The sequence below is a fragment of the Citrobacter sp. TBCP-5362 genome, assembly GCF_005406305.1.
Lineage (GTDB): Bacteria > Pseudomonadota > Gammaproteobacteria > Enterobacterales > Enterobacteriaceae > Citrobacter_B > Citrobacter_B koseri.
In genome coordinates this window covers 3,065,455-3,084,182 of sequence record NZ_CP040234.1, presented here as the reverse complement: position 1 = coordinate 3,084,182, position 18,728 = coordinate 3,065,455, and the positions used below count along the sequence as shown (strand labels likewise).

At 54.0% G+C, this 18,728-nt stretch carries 16 protein-coding genes; 11 read left to right on the top strand and 5 right to left on the bottom strand.

The window, feature by feature from the left end; genetic code table 11:
• Positions 1-3: 3 nt before the first annotated feature.
• The 5 genes from FD428_RS14745 to FD428_RS14725 form a co-directional block, all read right to left on the bottom strand.
• Positions 4-1,245 carry a methylaspartate ammonia-lyase gene (locus tag FD428_RS14745; protein ID WP_114847769.1) on the bottom strand — a complete coding sequence of 414 codons (1,242 nt, stop codon included), beginning with the start codon at positions 1,243-1,245 and terminating at the stop codon, positions 4-6.
• A complete protein-coding gene (locus FD428_RS14740) occupies positions 1,245-2,690 on the bottom strand; it encodes a methylaspartate mutase subunit E (RefSeq protein ID WP_012133259.1) in 1,446 nt (481 codons plus the stop codon). Before FD428_RS14740 ends, FD428_RS14745 begins: the two co-directional genes overlap by 1 nt.
• 18 nt (positions 2,691-2,708) lie before the next feature.
• Positions 2,709-4,097 carry a methylaspartate mutase accessory protein GlmL gene (glmL, locus tag FD428_RS14735; RefSeq protein WP_112002185.1) on the bottom strand — a complete coding sequence of 463 codons (1,389 nt, stop codon included), beginning with the start codon at positions 4,095-4,097 and terminating at the stop codon, positions 2,709-2,711.
• Positions 4,097-4,546: a methylaspartate mutase subunit S gene (glmS, locus tag FD428_RS14730; protein ID WP_012133257.1), complete on the bottom strand. Its 450-nt coding sequence runs from the start codon at positions 4,544-4,546 to the stop codon at positions 4,097-4,099. The genes glmL and glmS overlap by 1 nt, the downstream gene beginning before the upstream one ends.
• Before the next feature lie 490 nt (positions 4,547-5,036).
• The gene (locus tag FD428_RS14725; RefSeq protein WP_049008346.1) at positions 5,037-5,756 is read right to left on the bottom strand and encodes a GntR family transcriptional regulator; all 720 of its coding nucleotides are present in this window, start codon (positions 5,754-5,756) and stop codon (positions 5,037-5,039) included.
• A 177-nt stretch (positions 5,757-5,933) separates the two neighbouring features.
• Here FD428_RS14725 and mngA point away from each other — a divergent pair, with 177 nt between their 5' ends.
• The 11 genes from mngA (at position 5,934) to tolB (ending at position 18,716) form a co-directional block, all read left to right on the top strand.
• The gene (gene mngA / locus FD428_RS14720; protein WP_058669157.1) at positions 5,934-7,850 is read left to right on the top strand and encodes a PTS 2-O-a-mannosyl-D-glycerate transporter subunit IIABC; all 1,917 of its coding nucleotides are present in this window, start codon (positions 5,934-5,936) and stop codon (positions 7,848-7,850) included.
• A gap of 21 nt (positions 7,851-7,871) precedes the next feature.
• A complete protein-coding gene (gene mngB, locus FD428_RS14715; protein WP_114847770.1) occupies positions 7,872-10,505 on the top strand; it encodes a mannosylglycerate hydrolase in 2,634 nt (877 codons plus the stop codon).
• Positions 10,506-11,187: 682 nt separating this feature from the next.
• A complete protein-coding gene (gene cydA / locus FD428_RS14710; RefSeq protein WP_024130525.1) occupies positions 11,188-12,756 on the top strand; it encodes a cytochrome ubiquinol oxidase subunit I in 1,569 nt (522 codons plus the stop codon).
• Positions 12,757-12,771: 15 nt separating this feature from the next.
• Positions 12,772-13,911 (top strand): cytochrome d ubiquinol oxidase subunit II, encoded by a 1,140-nt coding sequence (gene cydB / locus FD428_RS14705; RefSeq protein WP_012133250.1) that lies wholly within the window; start codon positions 12,772-12,774, stop codon positions 13,909-13,911.
• Positions 13,912-13,925: 14 nt separating this feature from the next.
• The gene (gene cydX, locus FD428_RS14700) at positions 13,926-14,039 is read left to right on the top strand and encodes a cytochrome bd-I oxidase subunit CydX (RefSeq protein ID WP_003022970.1); all 114 of its coding nucleotides are present in this window, start codon (positions 13,926-13,928) and stop codon (positions 14,037-14,039) included.
• Entirely contained in the window at positions 14,039-14,332 is a 294-nt protein-coding gene (gene ybgE / locus FD428_RS14695; RefSeq protein WP_012133248.1) for a cyd operon protein YbgE, read from the top strand. The genes cydX and ybgE overlap by 1 nt, the downstream gene beginning before the upstream one ends.
• Positions 14,333-14,481: 149 nt before the next feature.
• A complete protein-coding gene (ybgC, locus tag FD428_RS14690; RefSeq protein ID WP_012133247.1) occupies positions 14,482-14,880 on the top strand; it encodes a tol-pal system-associated acyl-CoA thioesterase in 399 nt (132 codons plus the stop codon).
• Positions 14,877-15,569 carry a Tol-Pal system protein TolQ gene (gene tolQ, locus FD428_RS14685; protein ID WP_024130524.1) on the top strand — a complete coding sequence of 231 codons (693 nt, stop codon included), beginning with the start codon at positions 14,877-14,879 and terminating at the stop codon, positions 15,567-15,569. Before ybgC ends, tolQ begins: the two co-directional genes overlap by 4 nt.
• Positions 15,570-15,572: 3 nt before the next feature.
• Positions 15,573-16,001: a colicin uptake protein TolR gene (tolR, locus tag FD428_RS14680; protein ID WP_012133245.1), complete on the top strand. Its 429-nt coding sequence runs from the start codon at positions 15,573-15,575 to the stop codon at positions 15,999-16,001.
• Positions 16,002-16,064: 63 nt separating this feature from the next.
• Positions 16,065-17,291, top strand: a complete 1,227-nt coding sequence (gene tolA / locus FD428_RS14675) for a cell envelope integrity protein TolA (protein WP_114847771.1) — start codon at positions 16,065-16,067, stop codon at positions 17,289-17,291.
• Positions 17,292-17,423: 132 nt separating this feature from the next.
• Positions 17,424-18,716, top strand: a complete 1,293-nt coding sequence (gene tolB, locus FD428_RS14670; RefSeq protein WP_024130523.1) for a Tol-Pal system beta propeller repeat protein TolB — start codon at positions 17,424-17,426, stop codon at positions 18,714-18,716.
• Positions 18,717-18,728: the final 12 nt, after the last annotated feature.

Here is an 18,728-nt window from a genome sequence, read left to right as displayed (position 1 = left end):
TTCTCAATCCTTTGTCTGCAACAGCGCGATGGTACGGTTCATCTCGTTAAACACGATGTTGAGACCTTCATCGAAGCCCATACCCGGTTTCACCAGCATCCGCATCGGGCGCGCGGCCAGCGCGAGATGTACGCAGGTGCGGGCGCTGATCTCGGTTTCGTTACAGGTGCCGCCCTGATAGGCTTCCATCCCGTGTTTGTTGCAATAGAGCACGGCGTCAACGATGTTATGAATGCCGCCGAGATCCGGGGTTTTGATCTGCACCATGTGGCAACTGCCCGCGTCAGTGAAATCGACGATGTCCTGATAGGTGTTACACCATTCGTCAGCGACAATTTTCACGCCGGAACCGAGGCGGGTCAGCTCTTTGGTGATGGCGGTCAGCAGACGGATCTGATCCGGTTTGTTACCGGCATCCACCGGGCCTTCAATGTACAACGGCAGACCCTGCGCTTCTTTCTCCAGGCTGGCGATGTACTCCGCGCAGCGTACCGGGTCCATATCGAAGATCAGACCGATAGTGCCGTAGACATCAATATGCAGCGTCGGGTGATAGCGTGGGCTGGTGCGCAGGCTCAGGATGCGATCGGACAGCCAGCGTACATACTCACGCAGTTTCTCGCCCTGAAAGCCCAGTTTCTCTTCCACGTTGTTGATCAGCGCATGCGGCAGCACGTCAACGCCTTTGAGGATCATCTTATCGACGGCGATATAGCGATCGTCGCCGCTCTGACCAAATAACGGAATCGCTTCCGGGACGCACGGTAACTGCCATTCATCGCAAACCACTTCTGCTTTCAGACGACCGGACGCCAGCGCGGTGGCGTCGAGCAGCGCCTGCGACAGGCCGTAACGCACGGCGGTGTGCAGCAGATTGCCGTCAATGCGCAGCTTGTCGAAGAAGCGGGCGTTCGGCAGGAACGCATCGACATCACGGCCTTCCAGCAGCGGTTTAATGTGATCGTTCAGGAACGGAATAAAGTGCTCTGCCAGGAACAGCGGGTCACGACCGCCAGCGCCGGAATACTGCACGGCGGCGCAGTCACCGACCGCTACCGCGCCATTTTCCAGAATCAGCTGTACCGAGATGCACTCGCCCGCCTGACGCACAGAGGTAAAGCCGGGCGTGACCGGCGCGCCGGTATAAATGAATCCATCATGACCCGCGCCGTTTTTAATCGCCTGCTGATCGTCGAAATAGAATGAGGAGTAGCCAGCGGTGAAAAGGGCCTGTTTAATTTTCATTATGGTCTTCCTATTAATTGACTGTGGGATACCGCGTTGATGTCATCAACAACCATCTGGAATGAGGGCTTGCGTCCTTCAAAATGGGCGCGCTCAGCGACGTAATCGTGGTGCAGGGCGAGGATATCTTTCGGCAGCGGAACCGCACCGGCTTCAAGGATGCGAATGGCGCCGGAGTTATCGCGAACCGGCAGGATTTTGCCTGCGTTACAGGAGGCTGGGGCGAAAGGGACGTCCAGCACGCCGGCTTCAAAAGCCAGCACCGTGCCGCGCGCCACATCGCCGTTACCCAGCTCAAAGACTTTTTTCAGCACCGCACGGACTTCGCACTTAATCAGTTCGACTTCCTGTTCCACGGCCGCGCACGGCGGGAATTTCTGGTCGCTGACCATATTGAGCATCTGGCGAGAGGCTTTAAGTCCCTGGGCGTTTGCGGCGGCCGTTGGGATACCGAAGGCTTCGTGCGGACTCTTGGTGATCACTTTGGTCGCGCCGGACATACCCGCCACCGCCGCGCCCCAGGAGATAATGGCGAACGCTTTGGATTCATCCTCCGGGAAGCCGCCCATCCACTGGTGGAAGACGGTGCTCAGTTCGTAATCATCAAAGCCGTAGTTCTGGAAATATTCGTGGGACAGTTCGCGCAGTGACTGAATGGCGGCGATATCCTGCGTCAGGCTGCCCACCTGGCCATAGCCGACGGTAATCGACTTCACGCCCTGTTCCAGCGCCAGCAGACCTTCGATGATGGCGACCGCGTGGGACATAAACGGCGGGATCAGCGTGCCGGTCAGCGGGCCGAACGGCTCGCGGTTAATGCGGATGCCGTGCTCTTCATACATTCCCATCAGACGGTCGCAGTACTGCCAGTCGCGGATTGATTTTTCCAGCGTGACGCGCTTGGCGTAAGGAATGTTGTAGGAGATGCCGCCGCCTTCATAGCTGGTGAAGCCGCTGGCCATCGCGATTTCCGCCAGCAGTCGCGCATCCGGTGTACCGTGACGAACCTGAATGGGTTTTTCCAGCGCTTCCGTCATCCGGCGACAGGCAGCAACGCCATGGTTGACAACCGGCAGGCCGTTCAGCTTAGAGGTGCCTGCTTCGATGGATTTTTGAATACCGATCGCCGCTTCTTCGTAACGGTTCAGACGGGTATAGGCATCGATGGTGCTGGGAAGCAGATCGCACTCTTCCTGCAACGTTTTGAGCAGCGCGATGTGTTCATCCATCAGCGCCACGCCCGCGCGCGGCTGGCTGAGCGTTTTGCCTTCCTGATCGGCTTTTAACAGGGCGTGAGAAAAGCGTTTTTTCTCTGGAATGGTTTGCTGATACTTCACGCCATCTTCAAAATTCTCGACGTCCTTGCCGGTATGCCAGGTTTGTAATACCTGATGCCGCTCGGTCATGAATTCGTCATGGGTTAACTTTTTATTTCGGAGTTCCATTCGTAGCTGCCTTAGGTTTTATAGGGTTAAACATTGAATACTGGTGCGAGCGGCGAGCTGCGGGTACAGCCTGGCGACGTTCGCCAGCAGAGGAAGCAAGCCTTTTGAATCGCGGTAATAGTCAAACTGCCCGGGTAAGAGAATGCGTCTGCCGTCATCGTCCAGCTCGCGGTATTTCAACCAGCGATGGATGTCGAACTGACTGGCGCGGGAGAGCCATCCGCCGGAACCGACAACTTTGCGAACGGTGGTGAGGTCGCGCCCCATCTGTAAGTCGACGTTGCCCACGCAGGTGCAGACCTGCTTTTTGGTGCCCGCGTGACGTTCGCTGGCATAACCCACGCACAGTCCTGCCAGCAGGGCGTCGAAGAATTTCTCTTCGCCGCTGCGGGGAAGGTAATCGGGGTGGGAAACCAGGTGGCGCAGATAGCCGTAGAACGCCTCCTGACGCTCAGGCTGTTGGGCAAACACGACGTTTACCATCTCCTGGGTGCTTTCTCCGACCACAAGGGCAGAGACGCGCATCCCGAGATCGCCTTCAACGGTGCGTTTGACGAACGGTTCCGGCACGCCATGCAGCACGGTATCGGGAGAGAGCATATTGGCGCAGGCGGAGTACACGTCGGTGGTGGCGCCGCCCATATCGATCAGCATGAACTCTTTCCATGCGCTGTCGATGTCGCTGATGGCTTTAACCAGCTCGTAGACGGTCCACGGCGTTGGCATCGGCTCTTCGCCGGTTTCGCCAACAATCACGTCCAGCCCTTTGCCTTTCACGATGCGGGACAGGAACAGATCGCAAATGGCCTGGCGGGCGGCATACGGATTCGGGTGATCGAGGTCGGGCAGAATGTTGTCTACCGTGGTCAGATCTTTGTGCCCCAGAATGGCCTGTACCTCATCCTGAATGTCACGGTTTCCGGCATAAATAATCGCGCAATCCAGATTTGAGTTCGCCAGCGCGCGCGCATTCGCCAGACCGTAGCTTTCTTCGCCGCCATCCGTACCGCCGGTAAACAGCAGGATGTCCGGCGGCGAGTTTTCTAACGCCTGGATGTCATGGCGGTTGAGCTTATACGCGTAATATTGCGCGATCTTCGCCCCCGCTGAGTGGGCAGTAACTTTTGCGGATTCCAGCGTGATAGACGGCACCAGCCCCATAGCGGCGACGGCGAGCCCGCCTTTTGCCGATGAGGAGTATTTCAACTGCACTTCGCCGCTTTTCAGCAACGGACGAGCATCGGCGACATTCAGCACCTGATTCAGACTGGCAAAAAAACCGTCTGCCAGATGGTATGTGGTGGTTGGCGTCAGGACATGGTTCACCAGGGTTAACGCATCCCCCTCCCTGGCGAAGAGGGCGGCTTTGGTCCATGTCGAGCCGATATCGACAGAGACGATTTGCATCAGATGGCCTCTTCAAGGCAGCGCTGTTCAACACCATGACGCGGGTTAATGTCTCCGGCCATTAACCGGCACACATCTTCCAGATCGTGACTTGGCGCAAAGACGCGGTTAAAGCCCATCTCTTTAAACTTCGCTTCCACGTCGGCAAAGTCATGTTTACCCACCACCAGATTGCCGCCGACATAGAGCAGAATGTCACCAATACCGCGTTCGATGCAGCGTTCACGTAAACCGAGGCAGTCGATATCGCCGTGGCCGTAAATGGATGACACGACAATCGCATCGGCGCCGGTTTCGATTGCGGCATCAATATATTCATCCTGGCTTACCATGACCCCCAGATTGATTACGCGAAAATCATGGGCAGTAAAAACGCGATCCAAAACTTTATTGCCTACTGCATGGCAGTCAGCACCAATGACGCCAATAACAAGTGTTGATTTTTTCATGAGTAATCCTCTGTAGAGCTGATGAACAAAAGGTAAGAGTCTTCGTTTAATATTGCGCACTCAGGTTTCTGCAACCTTTTAATAGTCATGGAGTGTCTGTGCAGGCGGGAAGGGATGCAATTGATCTATTTTCAAAATATCTTTCTTAAAAATAATGTTCTTAATTAATCATTAGAAGTGTGTTTGTTATCAATGAGTTATTATTGATTTTCCAGCTCTGGTTAATTTAATTGGAACAGGGAGTTAATAAATAATATGCTGTATTTGTGATCGCGGTCTTATTTATTTTTGCAAACGGTTATTGAGAGATAAATATAATATAAAGGCAAAACTGTGAGTTAAATAACGGAACAGAAATGGATGTTTCTATAAGAACACTGCTTATTGTTAATAAAAGGATAAATATGATAATAATTTGTTCTTTCTTACCGGGCGGATTATTTGTGAGCCCGGTAGCATATTGTCACAATACCGTGAACAGAAAACATGATCAGCGCTGTTTTCTGCGCGCGATCAACGTAAATTTATAATCATCGGTATTAAACGCATTACGGCTATATTCAAATACCTGACCGTCTTTCAGGAATCCGCGGGAGACTTTCTCCAGGATCGGTTTGTTTGCGCTGATCGCCAGCGTGCGGCTCATTTCTTCGGTTGGCATGATCGGGATCAGCTCCTGCTCGCTGCGATCAATGACCATCTGCTTCACCTCTTCAATAAAGTGATACTTGGAATTTTCCATCACCTGCCAGGTCAGGTCGGGAAAGAGCGCCAGCGGCATCCATGTCTCTTCGAGGGCGACGGGTTTTTGCTTAATGTAACGCACGCGTTTTACGTGCCAGACCCGGTTGTTCTCCGCCAGTTGTAACTGGTTGCGCAGAAAGTCATCCGCCGGGATCACTTCAAAAACCAAAACGTCACTGTGGGTGTCAACATGGCGATCGGCGAGTTTTTCGTAAAAGCTGGTTAGCTGGTAGATATCGTAATTGACCCGCTCTTCTTTCACATAGGTCCCGCTGCCCTGAATGCTTTCGATGATCTGCTGTTCGGTCAGTTGCTTGAGCGCCTGACGTACCGTGACCCGGCTCACGCCAAACGCATGCTGCAATGCCTGCTCGGTGGGTAACGCGTCGCCTGCTTTCAGTTCGCCACGTTCAATCTGCTCGCGGATTCGGTCAGCAATCTGTCGGTATAACGGTTTTTGGCTCATCTTTTTACTTTTGTATGAATGAATTAATACGACTTCGTTGATTATGCCCGATCAATAGCTCTTGTAAATAATACAAATTAAATACAAATTATTTTGCGTAAGTGAAAATGATCACATAAATGTATTGTTTAATCTGGCACAATTTCTGAAACATACAATGACAGTGTGAGGACTATGATGAACCTGACGACGTTAACCCACCGCGATGCGTTATGCCTGAACGCCCGGTTTGGCAGTCGTGAAGAGGCTATTCACGCGTTAACCCAGCGGCTTGTGCAACTGGGGAAAATTTCAGATTCCGATGCTTACCTTGAAGAAGTCTTTTTGCGTGAAAGCCAGGGGCCAACGGCGTTGGGAGAAGGGCTGGCGGTGCCGCATGGTAAAACGTCGGCGGTTAAAGAAGCGGCATTTGCCGTGGCCACCCTGCGCGAACCCATGATGTGGGAAGGGGTTGACGGGCCGGAAGCGGTGACGCTGATTTTTCTGCTCGCCATTCCGCCAGGCGAAGCGGGAAGCACCCATATGCAGTTGCTGACCGCACTCACCACGCGACTGGCGGATGATGACACCCGCGCGAGGATTCTGGCAGCGACCACGGCGGATGAGCTACTGTCGGCGCTGGACGACCAATATCAGGAAAGCGCTTTTCAGCCCTTACAGGATGCGCCGACCATCGTCTGCGTAACGGCGTGCCCGGCGGGGATTGCGCACACCTATATGGCGGCGGAGTATCTGGAAAAAGCGGGACGCAAACTGGGCGTGAACGTGTATGTGGAAAAGCAGGGCGCTAACGGAATTGAAGGCCGTCTTACCGCACAGCAGCTGAACGCGGCAAAAGCCTGCATTTTCGCCGCAGAGGTGGCGATAAAAGAGAGTGAGCGCTTTGCGGGCATTCCTGCGCTGTCGGTGCCCGTCGCCGAACCTATCCGCCACGCCGAAGCATTGATCCAACAAGCGCTGGCGCTGGAGCCCGTGCAGGGCGATCGCGCGGTTTACCAGGAAACGGCAGCGCCTAAGAGTCTGAAAACGGAGTTAAAACAGGCGCTGTTGAGCGGCATCTCGTTCGCCGTGCCGCTGATTGTCGCCGGGGGAACCGTACTGGCCGTGTCGGTGCTGCTGGCGCAAATGCTCGGCTTGCAGCATCTCTTCGATCAGGAGAACTCCTGGCTGTGGATGTACCGCAAGCTGGGCGGCGGGATGCTCGGCATCCTGATGGTGCCGGTGCTCGCGGCTTATACCGCCTATTCGCTGGCGGATAAACCCGCGCTGGCTCCCGGATTCGCCGCCGGCCTTGCCGCCAATATGATTGGCTCCGGCTTTCTCGGCGCGATCGCGGGTGGCTTGATCGCCGGATATCTGATGCGCTGGGTGAAAAACCATCTTCGCCTGAGCAGCAAATTCAACGGCTTCCTGACCTTCTATCTGTATCCGGTCATCGGCACCTTAGGCGCGGGCAGCCTGATGCTGTTTGTGGTGGGCGAGCCCGTTGCGTGGATCAACAACGCGCTGACCGCCTGGCTTAATGGGCTGAGCGGCGCCAATGCGCTGCTGCTTGGCGCGATTCTCGGCTTTATGTGTTCTTTCGATTTGGGCGGGCCGGTCAATAAAGCGTCTTACGCGTTCTGCCTTGGGGCGATGGCGAACGGCGTCTACGGCCCGTATGCCATTTTCGCCTCGGTCAAAATGGTGTCCGCCTTCACCGTAACGGCATCAACGATGCTGGCGCCGAGGCTGTTCAAAGAGTTTGAGATCGAAACAGGAAAGTCGACCTGGCTACTGGGGCTGGCGGGCATTACGGAAGGGGCAATCCCGATGGCGATTGAAGATCCGCTGCGGGTTATCGGTTCTTTTGTTCTGGGGTCAATGGTGACGGGCGCGATTGTCGGCGCGATGAACATTGGTCTTTCGACGCCGGGCGCAGGCATTTTCTCACTCTTTCTTTTGCATGACGCCGGATACGGCGGTTTCGTCGCCGCCGCAGGCTGGTTTGGCGCAGCGTTAGTGGGGACAGCGATATCGACCACTATCCTGCTGTTCTGGCGTCGTCATGCGGTAAAGCAGGGCAAGTATCTGACTAACAATGTGTTGCCATAAACGAACTAACAGGAAACGAAGATGAAAGCAGTATCTCGCGTTCACATTACGCCGCACATGCACTGGGATCGTGAATGGTATTTCACCACGGAAGCGTCACGTATTTTGCTGGTCAACAATATGGAGGAGATCCTGACCCGCCTGGAGCAGGATGCAGAGTATAAATACTATGTCCTTGACGGGCAGACGGCGGTGCTGGAGGACTATTTCGCCGTCAAAGCGGAAAATAAAGCGCGGGTAAGAAAACTGGTGCAGGCCGGAAAACTGATTATCGGCCCGTGGTATACCCAAACGGATACCACGCTGGTATCCGGGGAGTCGATCGTGCGTAATCTGATGTACGGTATGCGCGACTGCCAGGCGTTTGGCGAACCGATGAAAATTGGCTATCTGCCGGATTCGTTCGGCATGTCGGGGCAGCTTCCGCATATCTATAACGGTTTCGGTATTACCCGCGCCATGTTCTGGCGTGGTTGTTCGGAACGCCATGGCACCGATAAAACCGAGTTTTTATGGCAAAGCGCGGATGGCAGTGAAGTGACGGCGCAGGTGCTGCCGCTGGGCTACGCGATTGGTAAGTACTTACCGGAGGACGAGGCCGGGCTGCGTAAACGTCTCGACAGCTACTTCGATGTGCTGGAGCGCGCGTCGCTGACCAAAGAAATTTTGCTGCCGAATGGCCACGATCAGATGCCGTTGCAGCAAAATATCTTTGCGGTGATGGATAAACTGCGCGAAATCTACCCGCAGCGTAAGTTTGTGATGAGCCGCTTTGAAGAGGTGTTTGAACACATAGAAGCCCGCCGCGAGCAACTTGCCACGCTGAAAGGCGAGTTTATTGATGGCAAATATATGCGCGTTCATCGCACCATTGGTTCGACGCGGATGGACATCAAAATCGCCCATGCGCGCATCGAGAACAAAATCGTCAACATTCTTGAGCCGCTGGCGACGCTGGCCTGGACGCTGGGGTTTGAGTATCACCACGGCCTGCTGGAGAAAATGTGGAAAGAGATTCTGAAGAATCACGCCCACGACAGCATCGGCTGCTGTTGCAGTGACAAAGTACACCGCGAAATTGCCTCCCGTTTCGAGCTGGCTGAGGATATGGCCGACAACCTGATCTGTTTTTATCAGCGCAAAATCGCCGACAACATGCCGCAGAGCGATGCCGACAAACTGGTGCTGTTTAACCTGATGCCGTGGCCGCGTGAAGAGGTGATTAACACCACGGTACGCCTGCGCGCCAGCCAGTTCTCTCTGCGGGATGATCGGGGCAACGCCATTCCTTATTGCATTCGCCATGCCCGGGAGATCGATCCCGGTTTAATTGACCGCCAGATTGTGCATTACGGTAACTACGAGCCGTTTATGGAATTTGATATCCAGATCCAGCAGATTATCCCTTCAATGGGCTATCGCACGCTTTATATCGAACCGAACGCAGCGGGCAATGTGGTGAGCCCGACGGTTTCATCAGACGCGCTGCTGGAGAACGCGTTCTGGCAGATTACGGCGAATGATGACGGTACGCTGAACCTGCGCGATAAAGACAGCGGCGTGCGTTATCAGCGCATACTGGCGCTGGAAGAGGGGTCAGACGATGGCGATGAGTACGATTACTCCCCCGCCAGAGAAGAGTGGCTGCTTACTTCGACGACGGCAAAACCGGAATATGAAGTGATTCATGACGCATGGCAGAGCAGGGTTGTCATTCGCTATACCCTGGCGGTTCCGGCGAATCTTGCCGAACGCAGCGCACGGCAGCGCAACGGAACGTTAGGCGTGGAGATCGCCGTTACCCTGAGCCATAACAGCAGACGCATTGATGTTGAGGTGGCGCTGGATAATCAGGCTGACGATCACCGCGTGCGGGTGTTAATCCCCACGCCGTTCACGACGGATGTTGTGCTGGCGGACACCCAGTTTGGCGCAGTGACGCGTCCGGTACAGGACAGCGCGATGGAAAACTGGCAGGAAGAGGGGTGGAAAGAGGCGCCGGTACCGGTCTGGAATATGCTGAACTATGCGGCGCTTCAGGAAGAGAGAAATGGCCTCGCGCTTTTCACGGAGGGATTACGTGAATTTGAAGTTATCGGCGAAGGGAAGAAAACGTTCGCCTTAACGCTCTTGCGTGGGGTGGGGCTGCTGGGGAAAGAGGATCTACTGCTGCGGCCAGGGCGGCCTTCCGGCATCAAAATGGCGGTGCCGGATTCACAAATGCGCGGAATGCTACGCAGTCGGTTTAGCCTGTTCAGCTATAGCGGAACGCCTTTTAGCGCCGGTGTCGCGCAACAGGCGAAGGCGTGGCTGACGCCTGTTCAGTGCTATAACAAAATTCCCTGGGATGCGATGAAACTCAACAAGGCCGATGTTTGCGTACCGGAACATTACAGCCTGTTAACGATGTCGCCGGTGGGCTGCCTGTTAAGCGCGCTGAAAAAAGCAGAGGATCGCGATGCTGTCATCCTGCGCCTGTACAATCCGTCCGAAACAACCTCATGTGATGCCACCGTTGCCTTCGGCAGAGCCGTTAGCGCATGTACAGAGACCATGATGGATGAACAGGCGTGCCCTGCGAAAGGAGAGGGCGCAAGTGGGGCTGGCCTCTTTCTGCCGGGGCAGTCCCGAACGTTTAGCTACACGCTTGCCTGAATCTCAGACAAACAGATTAAAGCCACGCTTAGCGTGGCTTTATTGTTAACGGAATAATAACAATCCGGTGTTAATTTCAATGGGCTTAAAAGTAAAATATTTGTGACTATTTTCATGGCGAATTGACCCTGTGGAAAATTACGCTGAAGCGTCTACGCTAAATAGTTGCAGACGGCAAAAGAATGTCGTCGATGATAACGTTAAATGAAATGCTGTTTTTTTATATATACCTTTCTATTAGATAACCGCCAACACCCTCAGAGATACATATGCGCAACATTGTTTTCACCGTGTTTACGCATTGTATACACCGTTAACGAATTTTGGTGTTTTTGATTTAAATCAATGTTTAATGCTTGGAAAAAGATGTCAAAACACGATAAATTGTCGCCGATCAAATTGGCCTGAAACTGGTAAATTAGCTATAAATTGATCAATGTCGAAAAATGCAAATTTGACTCAATAAAAACCTGTTTATTGTAGGGATTTTACGGCGTAATATATTTGCGGGATCAATTTAGGTTTTTTATTAACATGTTTGTAACTTTTTATCATTGCTGTTTCCTCTGATGATGAAACGGCAACGGTGAAGGGGAGCAAATAAATTTTATTGGGGCATGCGTGTGACCCTTTCTAACGGGGTTCACTCTCGGAGTCTTCATGCGATGAGCAAGGAGTCATGATGTTAGATATAGTCGAACTGTCGCGCTTACAGTTTGCCTTGACCGCGATGTACCACTTCCTGTTTGTGCCGCTGACGCTCGGTATGGCGTTCCTGCTGGCCATTATGGAAACGGTATACGTCCTTTCCGGCAAACAGATTTATAAAGATATGACCAAGTTCTGGGGCAAGTTGTTTGGTATCAACTTCGCTCTGGGTGTGGCTACCGGTCTGACCATGGAGTTCCAGTTCGGGACTAACTGGTCTTACTATTCCCACTATGTAGGGGATATCTTCGGTGCGCCGCTGGCAATCGAAGGTTTGATGGCCTTCTTCCTCGAATCCACCTTTGTAGGTCTGTTCTTCTTTGGCTGGGACCGTCTGGGCAAAGTCCAGCATATGTGTGTCACCTGGCTGGTGGCGCTGGGTTCCAACCTGTCTGCGCTGTGGATACTTGTGGCGAACGGCTGGATGCAGAACCCTATCGCATCGGATTTCAACTTCGAAACCATGCGTATGGAGATGGTGAGCTTCTCCGAACTGGTGCTTAACCCGGTTGCGCAGGTGAAATTCGTTCACACTGTGGCGTCTGGCTATGTGACCGGTGCAATGTTCATCCTCGGTATCAGTGCTTACTACCTGCTGAAAGGCCGCGACATCGCGTTCGCTAAACGCTCCTTTGCTATCGCCGCCAGCTTCGGTATGGCTGCTGTGCTGTCTGTTATCGTGCTGGGTGACGAATCCGGCTACGAAATGGGCGACGTGCAGAAAACCAAACTCGCCGCGATTGAAGCGGAATGGGAAACCCAGCCAGCGCCTGCTTCCTTCACCCTGTTCGGTATCCCGGATCAGGAGACGCAGGAAAACAAACTGGCTATCCAGATCCCTTACGCGCTGGGTATTATCGCGACTCGCTCCGTCGATACGCCGGTCATCGGTCTGAAAGACCTGATGGTGCAGCATGAAGAACGTATCCGTAGCGGGATGAAAGCCTACGCGCTGCTGGAAGAACTGCGTGCCGGTTCTACCGACCAGGCCGTTCGCGACCAGTTCAATAACGTGAAGAAAGATCTGGGCTACGGTCTGCTGCTTAAACGCTATACGCCGAACGTCACTGACGCGACCGAAGCGCAAATTGAGATGGCGACCAAAGACTCCATCCCACGCGTTGCGCCGCTGTACTTTGCGTTCCGTATCATGGTTGCGTGCGGCTTCCTGCTGCTGGCGATCATCGCGCTCTCCTTCTGGAGCGTCATTCGTAACCGCATCGGTGAGAAAAAATGGCTGCTGCGCGCGGCGCTGTACGGCATCCCGCTGCCGTGGATTGCTGTAGAAGCAGGCTGGTTCGTTGCCGAATATGGTCGTCAGCCGTGGGCGATCGGTGAGGTGCTGCCAACCGCCGTGGCGAACTCGTCACTGACGGTCGGTGACCTGCTGTTCTCCATGATCCTGATTTGCGGCCTGTATACCCTGTTCCTGGTGGCGGAGCTGTACTTAATGTTCAAGTTTGCACGCCGTGGCCCAAGCAGCCTGAAAACCGGTCGCTATCACTTTGAGCAGCCCAATGTGGCCTCTCAGCCGGCACGCTAAGACAGGAGTCGTCAAATGATCGATTATGAAGTATTGCGTTTTATCTGGTGGCTGCTGGTTGGCATTCTGCTGATCGGTTTTGCGGTTACCGATGGCTTCGACATGGGGGTGGGCATGCTCACCCGTTTCCTCGGTCGTAACGACACCGAGCGTCGAATTATGATCAACTCCATCGCCCCGCACTGGGATGGTAACCAGGTGTGGCTGATCACCGCCGGTGGCGCGCTGTTCGCCGCCTGGCCGATGGTTTACGCTGCGGCGTTTTCTGGTTTCTATGTGGCGATGATCCTCGTGCTGGCGTCCTTGTTCTTCCGTCCGGTCGGTTTTGACTACCGTTCCAAGATTGAAGACACCCGCTGGCGCAACATGTGGGACTGGGGCATCTTCGTGGGGAGCTTTGTGCCGCCGCTGGTTATCGGCGTGGCGTTCGGCAACCTGTTACAGGGCGTACCGTTCCATATCGACGAGTATCTGCGTCTGTACTACACCGGTAACTTCTTCCAGTTGCTGAACCCGTTTGGCCTGCTGGCAGGTATCGTCAGCGTAGGGATGATCATTACCCAGGGCGCGACCTATCTGCAAATGCGTACCGTGGGTGAGCTGCACCTGCGTTCCCGCACGACGGCACAGGTAGCCGCGCTGGTTACGCTGGTGTGCTTCGCGCTGGCGGGCGTATGGGTGGTTTACGGTATTGATGGTTATGTCGTGACTTCCGCGATGGATCATCACGCCGCATCTAACCCGCTGACCAAAGAAGTCGCGCGTGAAGCCGGTGCGTGGATGGTGAACTTCAACAGTACGCCGATCCTGTGGCTGGTTCCGGCGCTGGGCGTGGTTCTGCCGCTGCTGACTATCCTGACCTCCCGTATGGAGAAAGGAGCATGGGCATTCCTGTTCTCTTCTCTGACCCTGGCCTGCATCATCCTGACTGCCGGTATCGCAATGTTCCCGTTTGTGATGCCTTCCAGCACCATGATGAATGCGAGCCTGACCATGTGGGATGCGACCTCCAGCCAGAGAACACTGAACCTGATGACCTGGGTTGCGTTGGTGTTTGTACCGATCATTCTGATCTACACCAGCTGGTGTTACTGGAAAATGTTCGGCCGCATCACTAAAGAACATATTGAAAGCAACACCCACTCTCTGTACTAAGTAAGGAGCTAAAAATGTGGTATTTCGCATGGATTCTGGGAACGCTTCTTGCCTGTGCATTTGGGATAATCACTGCGCTGGCGCTTGAGCACGTAGAATCAGGTAAAGCCGGACAAGAAGACAGCTAATGACCAGTATTATCGCAACGTTGTATGCGGTAATGGATAAGCGCCCATTACGGGCGCTTTCCTTTATGCTGGCGTTAGTGTTGGCAGGCTGCATCTTCTGGGACCCGACGCGTTTCGCGGCGAAAACAAGCGAGCTGGAAATCTGGCATGGTTTTCTGCTGATGTGGGCCGTCTGTACGGGCGTGATTCATGGCGTAGGATTTCGTCCTCGCGCCGTTCACTGGCAGGGGATCTTTTGCCCGCTGCTCGCTGATATCGTGCTTATTGTTGGTCTGATTTTCTTCTTCTTTTGAATAAGAAGTATCCTTAAAAATTTATGGGTTTTCATAAGCCCATAAATTTTTACTCTCCCTTAACTTCCCCCCATTCCCAAGCCTCATCCGCGCGCGTATAGTAGCAACGTTTAAAAGCGTTAACTTTTTTTGCATTACCGGGATGTACAGTGAATATATTTCGATGGCCGGTTCGTGTCTATTATGAGGATACCGACGCCGGTGGTGTGGTTTACCACGCCAGTTACGTCGCTTTTTATGAAAGAGCACGCACAGAGATGCTGCGTCATCATCACTTCAGTCAGCAGGTGCTGTTGGCTGAACGGGTTGCCTTCGTGGTGCGTAAAATGACGCTGGAATATTATGCGCCTGCGCGACTCGACGATATGCTCGAAGTCCAAACTGAAATTACGTCAATGCGTGGCACCTCTTTGGTTTTCACGCAACGCATTGTCAACGCAGAGAACAACGTGCTCAACGAAGCGGAAGTTCTGATTGTTTGCGTTGATCCACTCAAAATGAAGCCTCGTGCGCTTCCCAAGTCTATTGTCGCGGAGTTTAAGCAGTGACTGACATGAATATCCTTGATTTGTTCCTGAAGGCAAGCCTTCTGGTTAAACTTATCATGTTGATTTTGATTGGTTTTTCAATCGCATCCTGGGCTATCATCATCCAGCGGACTCGTATTCTTAACGCTGCGGCGCGCGAAGCGGAAGCGTTCGAAGATAAATTCTGGTCTGGAATCGAACTGTCTCGCCTGTATCAGGAGAGCCAGGGGCGTCGTGATAGCCTCGCGGGTTCGGAACAAATCTTCTATAGCGGGTTCAAAGAGTTTGTGCGACTGCATCGTGCAAACAACCATGCGCCGGAAGCGGTTGTTGAGGGGGCGTCCCGTGCGATGCGTATCTCCATGAACCGTGAGCTGGAAACATTAGAGACGCACATTCCTTTCCTCGGCACCGTGGGTTCCATCAGTCCGTATATTGGTCTGTTTGGTACGGTATGGGGGATTATGCACGCGTTTATCGCCCTCGGTGCGGTGAAACAGGCGACGCTGCAAATGGTGGCGCCGGGTATCGCGGAAGCGCTGATTGCAACGGCTATCGGTCTGTTTGCGGCGATTCCAGCGGTTATGGCCTACAACCGTCTGAATCAGCGCGTGAACAAGCTGGAACTGAATTACGACAACTTTATGGAAGAGTTCACCGCCATTCTGCACCGTCAGGCGTTTACCAGTAGCGAGAGCAACAAGGGGTAAGCCATGGCCAGAACGCGTGGACGAGGTCGTCGCGATCTCAAGTCCGAAATCAACATTGTACCGTTGCTCGACGTACTGTTGGTGCTGCTGCTGATTTTCATGGCGACGGCGCCGATCATTACCCAGAGTGTGGAAGTCGATCTGCCGGACGCGACCGAGTCGCAGGCTGTCAGCACCAATGACGATCCGCCGGTCATTATTGAAGTTTCCGGTATTGGGCAATACAGCGTGGTGGTTGAGAAAGACAGGATGGATCAGTTGCCGCCAGAGCAGGTTATTGCCGAAGCGAAAAGTCGCCTGGAATCCAATCCGAAAACGGTCTTCTTAATCGGTGGCGCGAAAGACGTGCCTTACGATGAAATAATTAAAGCGCTGAACTTGTTACACAGTGCGGGCGTGAAATCGGTTGGCTTGATGACGCAGCCTATCTGATCTTCTGCGTCTCCGGGACGTAAAGATAGCAAGTAACAGGCGCACAGTTTTTGGGAACCGAGAGTGTCAAAGGCAACCGAACAAAACGACAAGCTCAAACGGGCGATAATTATTTCAGCGGTACTGCATGTCATCTTATTTGCAGTGCTGATCTGGAGTTCGTTCGATGAGCATATAGAGGCTTCAGCCGGGGGCGGCGGTGGTTCTTCCATCGACGCCGTCATGGTCGATCCCGGCGCAGTTGTTCAGCAGTACGATCGTCAGCAGCAGCAACAGGCGAGCGCGAAGCGTGCGGCGGAACAGCGTGAGAAACAGGCGCAGCAGCAAGCTGAAGAGCTTCGCGAGAAGCAGGCGGCTGAACAGGAACGACTGAAGCAACTTGAGAAAGAACGTTTAGCCGCGCAGGAACAGGCGCGCGAGCAGGCGGAACAGCAGAAACAAGCGGAAGCGGCCGCGAAGAAAGCGCAGGAGCAGCAGAAACAGGCTGAAGAAGCGGCGGCGAAAGCCGCAGCGGATGCGAAAGCGAAAGCGGACGCGCAGGCTAAAGCAGCGGCGGAAGCGCAGAAGAAAGCGGAAGCTGAAGCGGTAAAAGCGGCTGCTGATGCGAAGAAGAAAGCCGAAGCTGAAGCGGCAAAAGCCACCGCCGACGCGAAGAAAAAAGCGGAAGCCGAGGCGGCTAAGCAGGCTCAGACAGAGGCCGCGAAGAAAGCCGCAGCAGAAAAGGCTGCTGCTGAAAAAGCGGCCGCAGAGAAGAAAGCTGCCGCCGACAAAGCCGCCGCTGAGAAAGCGGCAGCAGCAAAAAAAGCTGCTGCTGAGAAGGCTGCTGCCGATAAGAAAGCTGCGGCAGATAAAGCGGCTGCTGCGAAGAAAGCCGCAGCCGAAAAAGCCGCTGCCGCATCTGGCGTCGACGACCTGTTGGGCGATTTAAGCTCCGGTAAGAATGCGCCGAAAACCGGCGGCGGAGCGGCAGGAAGCAATGCTTCTCCTGCGGGGAGTGGTAATACTAAAAACAATGGCGCATCAGGCGCGGATATCAGCAATTATGCCGGGCAGATTAAATCGGCCATTGAAAGTAAGTTTTACGACGCATCGTCCTATGCAGGTAAAACCTGTACGCTGCGTATAAAACTGGCGCCAGACGGCCTGTTGCTGGATATTCAGTCTGAAGGTGGCGATCCCGCGCTTTGTCAGGCAGCGCTTGCTGCGGCCCGACAGGCGAAGATTCCAAAACCACCAAGCCAGGCGGTATACGAAGTGTTTAAAAACGCACCTCTGGACTTTAAACCGTAAGCTAAACTTTCCCCGTCACGACGGGGAAAGAAACGCTACGGGAGTCGCTGGGTTCTGGTAGTTTTGTGTATTTGAGTTTGTTAACATTCTGCTAAATTATCGTGGGCTTTCCGCCCGGATAAGGGAGATATGATGAAGCAGGCATTACGAGTAGCATTTGGTTTCTTAATGCTGTGGGCAGCGGTGCTGCACGCAGAAGTACGTATCGAGATCACCCAGGGGGTGGACTCGGCGCGCCCGATTGGCGTTGTGCCATTCCAGTGGGCAGGGCCGGGAGCTGCGCCTGAAGATATTGGCGGCATCGTTGGCGCTGACCTGCGCAACAGCGGTAAATTCAATCCGTTGGATCGTTCTCGTCTGCCGCAGCAGCCGGGTACGGCGCAAGAAGTTCAGCCGGCGGCATGGTCTGCGCTGGGTATTGATGCGGTTGTTGTCGGCCAGGTGACTCCGAATCCTGACGGTTCCTACAATGTTGCTTATCAGCTGGTTGACACCGGCGGCGCACCGGGTACTGTACTGGCGCAGAACTCTTACAAAGTGAACAAGCAGTGGCTGCGTTATGCTGGCCATACTGCAAGTGATGAAGTGTTTGAGAAGCTGACCGGCATCAAGGGCGCATTCCGCACCCGTATCGCTTACGTAGTGCAGACTAACGGCGGCCAGTTCCCGTATGAACTGCGTGTGTCTGACTACGATGGCTACAACCAGTTCGTGGTTCACCGTTCTCCGCAGCCGCTGATGTCTCCGGCGTGGTCTCCTGACGGCTCTAAACTGGCCTACGTGACCTTCGAAAGCGGTCGTTCTGCGCTGGTTATCCAGACGCTGGCTAACGGGGCTGTGCGTCAGGTTGCGTCGTTCCCGCGTCACAACGGCGCGCCTGCGTTCTCGCCGGATGGCAGCAAACTGGCGTTTGCCCTGTCTAAAACCGGTAGCCTGAACCTGTATGTGATGGACATTGGTTCTGGTCAGATTCGTCAGGTGACGGATGGTCGCAGCAACAACACCGAACCAACGTGGTTCCCGGACAGCCAGAACCTGGCCTTTACCTCTGACCAGGCCGGTCGTCCGCAGGTGTATAAAGTTAACGTGAACGGCGGTGCTCCGCAGCGTATCACCTGGGAAGGTTCGCAAAACCAGGATGCGGATGTGAGCAGCGACGGTAAATTTATGGTAATGGTAAGCTCGGCGAATGGTCAGCAGCACATTGCCAAACAAGATCTGGTAGCGGGTGGCGTACAGGTTCTGTCGTCAACGTTCCTGGATGAAACGCCAAGTCTGGCACCTAACGGCACTATGGTAATCTACAGCTCTTCTCAGGGGATGGGATCCGTGCTGAATTTGGTTTCTACAGATGGGCGTTTCAAGGCGCGTCTTCCGGCAACTGATGGTCAGGTTAAATTCCCTGCCTGGTCGCCGTATCTGTGATAATAATTAATT

What these genes read in the sequence shown, in the direction of transcription:
- cydB (WP_012133250.1), top strand. Translation starts at nt 12,772, where the DNA reads ATGATCGATTATGAAGTATTGCGTTTTATCTGGTGGCTGCTGGTTGGC.
- tolB (WP_024130523.1), top strand. Translation starts at nt 17,424, where the DNA reads ATGAAGCAGGCATTACGAGTAGCATTTGGTTTCTTAATGCTGTGGGCA.
- ybgE (WP_012133248.1), top strand. Translation starts at nt 14,039, where the DNA reads ATGACCAGTATTATCGCAACGTTGTATGCGGTAATGGATAAGCGCCCA.
- cydX (WP_003022970.1), top strand. Translation starts at nt 13,926, where the DNA reads ATGTGGTATTTCGCATGGATTCTGGGAACGCTTCTTGCCTGTGCATTT.
- glmL (WP_112002185.1), bottom strand. Translation starts at nt 4,097, where the DNA reads ATGCAAATCGTCTCTGTCGATATCGGCTCGACATGGACCAAAGCCGCC.
- mngB (WP_114847770.1), top strand. Translation starts at nt 7,872, where the DNA reads ATGAAAGCAGTATCTCGCGTTCACATTACGCCGCACATGCACTGGGAT.
- glmS (WP_012133257.1), bottom strand. Translation starts at nt 4,546, where the DNA reads ATGAAAAAATCAACACTTGTTATTGGCGTCATTGGTGCTGACTGCCAT.
- tolR (WP_012133245.1), top strand. Translation starts at nt 15,573, where the DNA reads ATGGCCAGAACGCGTGGACGAGGTCGTCGCGATCTCAAGTCCGAAATC.
- mngA (WP_058669157.1), top strand. Translation starts at nt 5,934, where the DNA reads ATGAACCTGACGACGTTAACCCACCGCGATGCGTTATGCCTGAACGCC.
- FD428_RS14745 (WP_114847769.1), bottom strand. Translation starts at nt 1,245, where the DNA reads ATGAAAATTAAACAGGCCCTTTTCACCGCTGGCTACTCCTCATTCTAT.
- FD428_RS14740 (WP_012133259.1), bottom strand. Translation starts at nt 2,690, where the DNA reads ATGGAACTCCGAAATAAAAAGTTAACCCATGACGAATTCATGACCGAG.
- cydA (WP_024130525.1), top strand. Translation starts at nt 11,188, where the DNA reads ATGTTAGATATAGTCGAACTGTCGCGCTTACAGTTTGCCTTGACCGCG.
- FD428_RS14725 (WP_049008346.1), bottom strand. Translation starts at nt 5,756, where the DNA reads ATGAGCCAAAAACCGTTATACCGACAGATTGCTGACCGAATCCGCGAG.